Annotated in this window: 10 protein-coding genes and 1 pseudogene; 9 read left to right on the top strand and 2 right to left on the bottom strand. The window is 66.1% G+C overall.

Going from position 1 to position 9,287, the window contains the following annotated elements; all coding sequences use genetic code 11:
- Window positions 1-117 precede the first annotated feature (117 nt).
- From BSZ39_RS11420 to BSZ39_RS11380, 9 genes and pseudogenes are all read left to right on the top strand, one after another.
- A pseudogene (locus BSZ39_RS11420) lies at window positions 118-765 on the top strand (SRPBCC family protein); the annotation flags it as partial.
- 6 nt (window positions 766-771) lie between these two features.
- Window positions 772-1,116: a bifunctional 3-phenylpropionate/cinnamic acid dioxygenase ferredoxin subunit gene (locus BSZ39_RS11415; protein WP_073717449.1), complete on the top strand. Its 345-nt coding sequence runs from the start codon at window positions 772-774 to the stop codon at window positions 1,114-1,116.
- Between the two features lie 3 nt (window positions 1,117-1,119).
- On the top strand, window positions 1,120-2,349 hold the full coding sequence (locus BSZ39_RS11410) for an NAD(P)/FAD-dependent oxidoreductase (RefSeq protein ID WP_073717448.1): 1,230 nt from the start codon (window positions 1,120-1,122) through the stop codon (window positions 2,347-2,349).
- An 11-nt stretch (window positions 2,350-2,360) separates the two neighbouring features.
- Window positions 2,361-2,942 (top strand): aromatic-ring-hydroxylating dioxygenase subunit beta, encoded by a 582-nt coding sequence (locus BSZ39_RS11405; RefSeq protein WP_083603313.1) that lies wholly within the window; start codon window positions 2,361-2,363, stop codon window positions 2,940-2,942.
- Between the two features lie 5 nt (window positions 2,943-2,947).
- On the top strand, window positions 2,948-3,757 hold the full coding sequence (locus tag BSZ39_RS11400) for an SDR family NAD(P)-dependent oxidoreductase (protein WP_073717447.1): 810 nt from the start codon (window positions 2,948-2,950) through the stop codon (window positions 3,755-3,757).
- Window positions 3,754-5,361, top strand: a complete 1,608-nt coding sequence (locus BSZ39_RS11395; protein WP_073717446.1) for an acyl-CoA synthetase — start codon at window positions 3,754-3,756, stop codon at window positions 5,359-5,361. Before BSZ39_RS11400 ends, BSZ39_RS11395 begins: the two co-directional genes overlap by 4 nt.
- Before the next feature lie 14 nt (window positions 5,362-5,375).
- The gene (locus BSZ39_RS11390; protein ID WP_083603312.1) at window positions 5,376-5,840 is read left to right on the top strand and encodes a hypothetical protein; all 465 of its coding nucleotides are present in this window, start codon (window positions 5,376-5,378) and stop codon (window positions 5,838-5,840) included.
- A 2-nt stretch (window positions 5,841-5,842) separates the two neighbouring features.
- The gene (locus tag BSZ39_RS11385) at window positions 5,843-6,277 is read left to right on the top strand and encodes a PaaI family thioesterase (protein WP_073717445.1); all 435 of its coding nucleotides are present in this window, start codon (window positions 5,843-5,845) and stop codon (window positions 6,275-6,277) included.
- A gap of 186 nt (window positions 6,278-6,463) precedes the next feature.
- Window positions 6,464-7,834 (top strand): MFS transporter, encoded by a 1,371-nt coding sequence (locus tag BSZ39_RS11380; RefSeq protein ID WP_073717444.1) that lies wholly within the window; start codon window positions 6,464-6,466, stop codon window positions 7,832-7,834.
- A 157-nt stretch (window positions 7,835-7,991) separates the two neighbouring features.
- Here BSZ39_RS11380 and BSZ39_RS11375 read toward each other — a convergent pair whose 3' ends face one another.
- Both BSZ39_RS11375 and BSZ39_RS11370 read right to left on the bottom strand, forming a co-directional pair.
- Entirely contained in the window at window positions 7,992-8,690 is a 699-nt protein-coding gene (locus tag BSZ39_RS11375) for an SDR family oxidoreductase (RefSeq protein ID WP_073717443.1), read from the bottom strand.
- 43 nt (window positions 8,691-8,733) lie between these two features.
- A partial coding sequence (locus BSZ39_RS11370) for a VOC family protein (RefSeq protein ID WP_143180515.1) occupies window positions 8,734-9,287 on the bottom strand: 554 nt, incomplete at its 5' end.

Genomic DNA, 9,287 nt, shown 5'->3' with positions numbered 1-9,287 from the left:
GTGAGTTGTAGAAGATGAACTCGAGGATCACGCGGTGACCGCCCTGCTGTCCAGCACGACCACCCCGCTACACCACTATGAGGGACTCAACTACAGTTCGCGACCGACTGGTACCACGTCAACATGTCGCACGCGTCGGCCCTCATGGTCATGAGCCCGACCGGCCGCGGCCCGAAGAAGGAAATCGCGGAGCGCCCCGGCAAGCAGTTCGTCTCCCCCAACGGGCACGGCGCCGGCTTCCCGGTCCACGAGCGCAACCGCTTCGACAACTCCGTCGTGCACGAGTACTACGACTACGACGCCCTGCGCGAGCGCCTCGGCGATAAGCGCGTCACCGGCCCGATGACCAACGGCCACGCCACGGTCTTCCCCTCCTTCAGCTACCTGCCCGTCAACGGCTCCATCCGCGTCTGGCACCCCAAGGGCCCGAACAAGATGGAAGTGTGGGCCTGGACGGTCCTCGACAAATCGATGCCCGAAGAGGTCCGCGAAGCCCAGCGACTGCACAACCTGCGCACGTTCGGCCCGTCCGGCATCTTCGAGCAGGACGACGGCGAAAACTGGTCCGAATGCCAGGCGATCGCGGGCGGTTTCATCACCAACCGCGTCGCCCTGAACTACCAGATGGGCATGGGCACCGAGAAGGAAGACCCGGACTACCCGGGCACCACGTCCGAGCTTTTCTCGGACGCCGCGGGCCGTTCGTTCTACCGTAAGTGGCGAGAGCTCATGTCGACCCCGGCATGGCACGAAAAGGAAGGCTAAAGACTAATGACTGACGGCATTAAGGTCGCCACCATCGACGACGTGGAAGAAGGCGAAGCCATCGTCGTGGAGCCCGAGGAGTCAGGTTTCGACGTCAAGATCGCCGTATTCCACTCCGATAACGACGAGTGGTACGCCCTCGATGACACCTGCTCGCACGCCGAGGCCTCGCTCGCCGACGGCTGGATCGAAGGCGAAGAGGTCGAGTGCCCGATGCACACCGCCCGCTTCTGCCTGAAGACCGGCAAGGTACTGTGCATGCCCGCGACCGAGGACATGCGCACCCACAAGGTCGAGGTCAAGGACGACGAGGTCTACCTCTACCCGGGCGTGCCCGCAGACGAGGCATAACCCATGAGCGTGTCATCCGTTGCCATCATCGGCGGGGGAATCTCCGGATTCTCCTGCGCCCGCGAACTGCGCGCGGGCGGCTTTACCGGCGAGCTCACGATCATCGATCCGGAAGGGCTGCCTTATGACCGTCCGCCGCTGTCCAAGGAGCTGCTCACCGGAGAATTCTCCACCGATGACACGCTGCTCGCGCCGGCCTCCTGGTACGAGGACAACAACGTCGAGATCCGCACGGATCGGGCCGACCGGATCGAGCCCGATACCGGGCGGATCGTCCTCGAGTCTGGCGCCGAGCTGACGCCCGACGCGATCGTGCTCGCGGTCGGCGGTCGGGCGCGACGTCTCTCGATCCCGGGCGGCGACCTCGCCGAGATCGTCACGCTGCGCACCAAGGACGACGCCCTCGCGCTGAAGGAAAAACTCACCGCAGGGACGCGCGTCGCGATCATCGGCGCGGGCCTCATCGGCGCGGAAGTCGCCTCCACGGCCGTGACGAACGGTTGCGAGGTTACGCTCATCGACCCGGCTCCGGTCCCGCTCGTGCCCGCCGTCGGCCACGAAATCGCCGAGGTGCTGCACGCGATGCACGCCGAGCGCGGCATCACGTGCTTCACCGGCCTGCCAACGCAGATCCGTGCCGAGGGCGGGACGCTCGCGATCGACCTCGACGGCGCCCACGACACCGAGGGCCCGCATCTCATCGAGGCCGACCTCGTCCTCGTGGCAATCGGTATCGACACCTATTCCCCGCTCGCGGCCTCTGCCGAGCTCGAGCAGGAAGGCGGCATCCTCGTCGACGCCGGCGGTCGCACGAGCAACGAGAAGATCTGGGCGATCGGCGACGTCGCGCGTCTGCGCAACGAGGACGGCTCGCTCGCCCGCCGCCACGAGCACTGGGAATCCGCCGCCAACGACGGCAAGGCCGCCGCCGCCTCGATCCTCGGCCAAGACCCCCCGACCTTCGGCTCCTCCTGGTTCTGGTCCGACCGCCACGGCGTCCACGTCGAAGGCATCGGCTCGATGACTGAGCCCGGCCACACCGTCATCCGCGAAAAGGACGGCAAGCCGCAGCTCGCCTTCCGGATCGACGACGACGGCAAGGTCATCGGCGCGGTCGCGATCGACGGCGGGATGGCCGTGCGCGCGGCGCGGCGCATCATCGACCGCGGAAAGATCGTCGATCCGGCCGACCTCGCCAACCCCGACATCGACCTAAAGAAACTGGCCCGCTGAAAGGAAGCATGATGACTGAGAAGAATGCCGACCACCTGGTGGGCGCCGCCGGTGCCGTCGTGACCGATGATCTGGCGGGCAGCCTCGTCGATCTGGACACCTGGTACCGCCTCCAACAGTTCTATTTCTACGAGGCCGAACTCCTCGACGACGGCCGCTTTGCCGACTGGCTCGAACTGTTCGACGAGGACCTGCACTACTGGGCGCCGACCCGCTCCAACCGCACCCGCCGCCAGCAGGCGCTGTCGATCGCGAAGGAGAACGAGGCCGCGTTCTACGACGAGACCAAGGACTCGCTCGCGTGGCGCATTCGCCGCTTCGACTCCGGCATGGCCTGGGCCGAAGACCCACCGAGCCGCACCCGCCACCTGATCTCCAACCTCACCGCCCGCCACAGCGGCGAGAACGAGATCACGTGCCGTACCAACTTCATCGTGTGGCGCTCCCGCCTAGAGCGCGAGCAGGACTGGTACGCCGGCGAGCGCCGCGACATCGTGCGCGCGCAGGAGGACGGCTCCTTCCTCGTCGCGAAGCGTCGGATCCTGTTCGACGTCAACGTCCTCATGGTCAAGAACATCTCGACGTTCTTCTAGCCACCATGACTGCGCGCCTGGCCGGAAAGACCGCCCTCATCACGGGGGCGGCCTCCGGCCTGGGCGCTGCACTAGCCGACGCGTTCCTTGCCGCGGGCGCGAACGTCGTCGCCGTCGACCGCGATATCTCTGCGATCCACGCCGCGGGCCGCCCGCTGCTCGCGCATACGGCCGATGTGCGCGATGGTGAGGCGCTCGCGAGCGCCGTCGCCCTCGCCGAATCCGAGTTCGGCGGCCTCGACATCTGCGTGCCGAACGCGGGCATCTGGGACTACCGCCGCTCGCTCACCCGCCTCAGCCCCGCGCAGCTCTCGGATGCCTTCGACGAGGTCATGCGCATCAACGTCCTCGGTTACCTCCTGACCGTGCAGGCGGCGCTGCCCGCCCTGCGCAAGTCCGGGGGCTCGATCGTCATGACGCTGTCGAACGCCGCCTTCTACCCGGACGGCGGCGGGGTGCTGTACACCGCGTCCAAGTTCGCCGGCCGGGGCCTGATCGCCCAGCTCGCGCACGAACTCGCGCCCGATGTGCGCGTCAACGGTGTCGCCGTCGGCGGCATCAAGACGGGCCTGGCCGGTCCCGCGAGCCTCGGCCTTTCGGACCGCCGGCTCGATGCGACCTTCGACGATCACACCGGCCCGCCGAACCCTTATCTCCCGCTCCCCGATGCCCCGACGGACCCGTCCGCCTACGTCGCACCCTTCCTCATGCTGGCCGACCCCCGCGCATCCGCCATGATCACCGGGGAGATTATCCGCGCCGATGGTGGCCTCGCCGCCCGAGGCTTTTACCCGATTGCAGGAGCCCACTCATGAAGATCGATCACTCGCTCACCCGGCAGGTCGACGAGCTCGACCTCAACCCCGCCAGCTTCCTGGCGCGCAACGCGCACTTCACGCCAGAGAAACTCGCGGTGATCTACGAGGATCAGGAATTTACCTACGCCGAGTTCACCGACCGCGTCAAAGCGATGGCCACCCGGTTTCGCGCGACGGGCGTCAAGGATGGGGACCGCATCGTCTACCTCGGCATGAACTCCGCGTCCTTCCTCACGACGATGTTCGCCTCCTGGTGGCTCGGCGCCGTGTTCATGCCGCTGAACTTCCGGCTCGCGCCCGCCGAGATCTCCGAGCTCCTCGTGCGCGGCACGCCGCACTCGATCGTCGTCGAGGGCAGCCACGCCGAAGTGCTCTCCCACGTCTACGGCGCCCAGCGCCACCACATCTTCCTCATCGATGACGACCCGGCCGTCGAGGTGCCCGAGAACGCCCCGCCGTACTGGCAGCGCGCGAGCGAGGTTTTCACCGAGATTGCCGATGACCTGCCCGAACCGAAGGCGGAAGGGCTGCGCGATCTTGCGCTGCTGCTGTTCACCTCCGGCACGACGGGCGTTCCGAAGGGCGTGCAGCTCACCTTCGGCAACATCTGGTGGAACGCTGTGAACGTCGATACTTCCGTCGACACCCGCGTCGGGGACATGAACCTCGCGGTCGCCCCCATGTTCCACATCGGCGCCCTGAACTCCTTCACGATCCGCGCGTTCGTCCGCGGCAACACGACCCTCGTGCGCCGCGCCTTCGACCCGGCCCAGACGCTCGAGGACATCGAGAAGTACCAGGTGAACTCGGCGTTCGTCGTGCCCGCCCAGCTGCTCGTCATGAGCAATCAGCCCGGCTTCGCCGACGCCGACATCTCCTCGCTGCGCGCCACGATCTGCGCGGGCGCGCCCGTGCCGCCCGTCGTCATCGCGAAGTATGCGGAAAAGGGCGTCGACGTCCAGCAGGCGTGGGGCCTTACCGAAACCGCGCCGTTCGCGACCTACCTGCCCGCGGCCATGACGAAGGAAAAGGCCGGCTCCTGCGGCATCGCGATGCTGCACACCGAGGTCAAGCTCGTCGACCCCGTCATGCTCGAAGAGGTGACGACGCCCGGCGAGACCGGCGAGATGTGGGTGCGCGGCCCGAACGTCACCCCCGGCTACTGGAACGCCCCCGAGGTCAACGAGAGTGCGTTCTACGACGGCTGGTTCCGCTCCGGCGATATCGGCTACGCCGACGAGGACGGCTACCTCTTCATCGTCGACCGCCTCAAGGACATGATCATCACCGGCGGCGAGAACGTGTACCCGGCCGAGGTCGAGCGCGTCCTCATCGAATACCCCGGCTGCTCCGATGTCGCCGTCGTCGGCCAAAAGGACCCTAAGTGGGGCGAAAACGTCGTCGCCGTCATGGCGATGCGCGACGGTTCGACGCCGGATATCGAGCAGATCCGCCAATTCTGCGACCGTCACCTGGCGCGCTACAAGCTGCCGAAGAAGGTCGTCTTCGTCGACTCCGTGCCGCGTAACTCCTCCGGCAAGCTCGATAAACGTTCGATTCGTGACATGGTGGCCGGTGGCGCCGCCGAGGTCCAGGAATAAGAAAGGATGCCGCGATGACGCAGCAAGATCTCCCTGGAATCTTCTATCCAGAGGCCGCTCCCGGCGACGAATACTCTGTCGCGAAGGGCCCGGCCCCCGAGGGGTGGGAAACCCACTACACAGTGAGCGAGAACGGCACCGAGATCGGTTCGGTCTCGCTACGCCACACCCTGACGGGACGACTGTTTGAGGCCTACCCGGTCGGCGCGCGCGACCTCGAGGTCGAGCCGCACGGCGATGACCCGAAGGCGCTGTGGGCCGCGACCCACGCGATCCTCGCCCAGGACCCCGCCTGCCGCCGCATCGTCCTGGCCGTCCCGGCCGGCGATATCCCCGCGATCGACTTCGGTGAGCGCGCGGGCTACCGCTACGTCGTCGATGTCGAGATCCACGGCGATATCGAACTGTCGCTGCTCGCGGCCGAGCCGGCCTGGGTGCTGAAGGAGCCGCGGGCCATCGAGACGCGGGCGGGACACTAGCCATGACCGTGGTCGACAACCCCGCCGGCGATGACTTCATCGCCCGCTGGAATGACTTCTATGAGGGCCTCGACGATATCGCCGTGACCCTCGAGCTCTACCCGATCTCGGGCACGAGCGAGGAGGTCGTCGTGGGGATGCCGCTTCGCCCCGCCATCGCGCAACCCGCGGGCATGTTCTCCGCACCCTCGATGTTCGGCCTCGCCGATGTCGCAGGCACGTGGCTCGCGATGCTCAACACCCCCGAGGGCGTCTTCCCGCTCGCCGTCCAGTCCTCCCTGAACGTCGTGTCGAACACGAAGGAAGGCCACGCGATCGCGACCGCGACCCTTGTGCGGGCCGGCCGCACCCTCATCGTCACGGACACGAAGGTCTGCGACGAGTTGGGCAAGCTGCTCACCAACGTCGTCACGACTTACGTCGTACCCGCGCGATAGATTTCCGCCCGAACGCCCCGCGCCCGCTAAGGGATGCGGGGCGTTTCGTCATCTGCCTTGGACTGGCTATGGCATCCGTCACGTGCCGCTAGGTGGAACGTGACCAGCGGCACGTATCCGATTTCCGAAGAATCAGGGGACCCCCCATCCACTACCGGCCCCAGGGCCCCTGCACCGGGAGACACCATGTCAGAGACCACCACAGCCAACACAGCCGTTGAGAGTGCCCCCGAGGGCCATCCCCAGCAGAAAAAAGAGTCCCGCCGCGCGCTGGTCTCCTCCTTCCTCGGTTCGACCGTCGAGTACTACGACTTCCTCCTGTACGGAGCCGCGGCCGGCATCGTGTTCCCGCCGCTGTTCTTCTCTGAGCTGTCTCCCGCCATGGGAACGTTCCTGTCCTACGTCATCTTGTTCACCGGCTACCTGTCCCGTCCGATCGGCGGCCTCCTGTTCGGCCACTTCGGTGACCGCTTCGGCCGGAAGAACATGCTCTTCATTACGCTCATGCTCATGGGCCTCGTGTCTGTCGGCATCGGGCTCCTGCCGACGTACGGCGCCATCGGCGTCGCCGCGCCGCTCGCCCTCGTTTTCTTGCGCATCACCCAGGGCTTTGCCGTCGGCGGTGAATGGGCCGGCGCCACGCTCATGGCTATGGAGCACTCGTCCAAGAAGTCGCGCGGTTTCGGCGCCTCGATCGCGGTGACCGGCGGACCCACGGGCGCCGTCCTTTCCACCCTTATGCTCGGCATGTTCGCAACCCTGCCCGATGAGCAGTTCTTCTCCTGGGGCTGGCGCGTCCCGTTCCTGCTGTCCGCGGTCGTCGTCCTAATCGGCCTCTACCTGCGACTGCGCGTGGCGGAGTCCCCGGACTTCGAAGAAGCCAAGACCCACGGCTTCACTGAAAAGGCCACGCCGCTGAAGGAAATGTTCACCAAGTACCCCAAGGAAGTCCTCGCCGGGACGCTCGCCGGCGCCGCACCGCTCGCGGTTCAGGCCCTGCTCATGGTCATCATGGTGCCCTACGTGGTGCACGCATCCGACGGCGCCATCACCCGCGATCGCGCGCTGTTCATGCTGACCGTATCCTCGGTGCTGCACATCTTCACGATCCCGTTCTTCGCCTGGCTGTCGGACAAGGTGGGCCGCAAGCCCGTCATGCTCGGTGGCGCCGTCTTCTCGATGATCATGATCTGGCCGATGTTCATGATGTTCTCCTCGGGCAAGCCGCTGCTCGTCGGCCTCGCGTTCATCCTCGGCAACCCGATCATCCAGGCCTCGATGTACGGCCCGATCGGCGCATTCCTGTCCGAGAAGTTCGAGACCAACGCCCGCTACACGGGCTCTTCCCTCACCTTCCAGATGGGCTCCGTGTTCGGCGCCGGCCTCATCCCGCTGGTCGCCAACCGCTTCCTGCAGGACGGCGAGGTCTACAACACCGATGGCATCTGGAGCGTCGGAATCTACCTCGTCATCCTCTTCGCCATCTCGGGCGCGGCGGTCGCCTTCTCCAAGGAGACGCACCCCAAGTTCACCCGCGATGAGCTGAAGAACTCCTAGTTCACGGCTTCAGTGGGGCGGCAGGCACTGTGCCTGTCGCCCCACTGTCACGTCTAGGGCCCCGGCTACGAGGACCTCCTCGTCACCTCATACGGTCTGGAGCCCGACCGCGAGCGCCTGGCGTACTACCAGGCACTCTGGAAGGAACGCGACATAGCTACTTTTTGACGGGCCGGATCGACAGCTCTTCAATCATCGATTCGGGGGTTGCCTCAATCGCGAGTCGAACCGTCTTGGCGACCGCCTGCGGCGTGACGTACAGCGAGCCGTCGTAATCGGTATTGCCCATCGACTCCTGCAGGCTCACCTGCATGTCCGTATCGACGCGGCCCGGGTGGATCGAGGTGACCCGGACGGTCCCGCGCTCTTCTTCGCGCAACGCATCGGTGAGCGCCCGGAGCGCAAATTTTGACCCCGAGTAAACCGCAGAGCCAGGCCCGGAGTTAAAGCCTGAACCGGAGTTGATCGCGATGACTTGGCCGCCCGCTTCGCGGAGGGCGGGAAGCAGCAACCTCGTCAGCTCGGCTACCGCAAACACGTTGACCGAGAAAACGCGTTGAAATTCCTCCCACGCGGTATCGCTGACGTGCTCACCGCCAACCACGCCTGCCGAATGGACGACTACGTCGAGCCTGTCCAGCTCGAGGGAGTCGACCGCCGCACGAAGGATCTTGGGATCAGTCAACTCCGCCACGAAGGGCACGGCATCCGGGAACTCAGCGAGCGCGTCCGTGAGCGAGTCCTGGGACGAGGCTCCGAGCACGAGGTCGTGACTCGTCGACAGCTCCTTGGCGACAGCGAGGCCGATGCCGCGGGAGGCTCCAGTAATCAGGGCAACAGGTCGAGTGGATCGCATACTCCTACTGTAGGCGCGCCCGGCCGCAGGCGCGGGGGCACAGCTAGTGGAGGTTGACCGTCAGACCGTCGAGCTCCAGCACATCGGCGGTCGACTCCTGGGTGCGAAACGTCGCCGAGACGAGCCCCTGCTCGCCCTCGCTGACGCCGAGGGTGACGTCATCGTCGTGGAAGTCGAGTGCGGTGAGGAGCTCGTCGAGGCGGGTGGGATCCGGGATTCCGGTGCACATCGCAACGAGGACCGGGCCCTGATCGAGGTCCGGCATCGGGGTATCCCACTGGATGAGGAACGGATAGATCGGGTCGAATGGACCCTCGCCTATGTTCACCATCCGCCAGGACAGCTCGGTCCCGTCCTCCGTCGTGCGGGCGCCGTCAACGATGTCGCCGGGCTCGAAGCCGACGTTTTGCGCGGCCTCGCGGGCGGCGTCGATATCGTCGACCGTGATCGCCCAGGACAACGGGCCCGGATTGTCACGAACGCGGTCGGACCAGTGGTTATCGGGCTCTTCTGACTTGAGTGTGGGGTGAGGTCTGGTTTCGTGGTGGGCGTGTCCGTGCGCTAAGCAGCGTCGAGGCCCTTGAGAATCAGGGTTAC

It is taken from the genome of Bowdeniella nasicola, assembly GCF_001907295.1.
Lineage (GTDB): Bacteria > Actinomycetota > Actinomycetes > Actinomycetales > Actinomycetaceae > Bowdeniella > Bowdeniella nasicola.
The sequence above is the reverse complement of the archived record's forward strand: the minus strand, read 5'-3'. Positions and strand labels throughout refer to the sequence as shown.

What these genes read in the sequence shown, in the direction of transcription:
- BSZ39_RS11400 (WP_073717447.1), top strand. Translation starts at nt 2,948, where the DNA reads ATGACTGCGCGCCTGGCCGGAAAGACCGCCCTCATCACGGGGGCGGCC.
- BSZ39_RS11410 (WP_073717448.1), top strand. Translation starts at nt 1,120, where the DNA reads ATGAGCGTGTCATCCGTTGCCATCATCGGCGGGGGAATCTCCGGATTC.
- BSZ39_RS11385 (WP_073717445.1), top strand. Translation starts at nt 5,843, where the DNA reads ATGACCGTGGTCGACAACCCCGCCGGCGATGACTTCATCGCCCGCTGG.
- BSZ39_RS11380 (WP_073717444.1), top strand. Translation starts at nt 6,464, where the DNA reads ATGTCAGAGACCACCACAGCCAACACAGCCGTTGAGAGTGCCCCCGAG.
- BSZ39_RS11415 (WP_073717449.1), top strand. Translation starts at nt 772, where the DNA reads ATGACTGACGGCATTAAGGTCGCCACCATCGACGACGTGGAAGAAGGC.
- BSZ39_RS11375 (WP_073717443.1), bottom strand. Translation starts at nt 8,690, where the DNA reads ATGCGATCCACTCGACCTGTTGCCCTGATTACTGGAGCCTCCCGCGGC.
- BSZ39_RS11390 (WP_083603312.1), top strand. Translation starts at nt 5,376, where the DNA reads ATGACGCAGCAAGATCTCCCTGGAATCTTCTATCCAGAGGCCGCTCCC.
- BSZ39_RS11405 (WP_083603313.1), top strand. Translation starts at nt 2,361, where the DNA reads ATGACTGAGAAGAATGCCGACCACCTGGTGGGCGCCGCCGGTGCCGTC.
- BSZ39_RS11395 (WP_073717446.1), top strand. Translation starts at nt 3,754, where the DNA reads ATGAAGATCGATCACTCGCTCACCCGGCAGGTCGACGAGCTCGACCTC.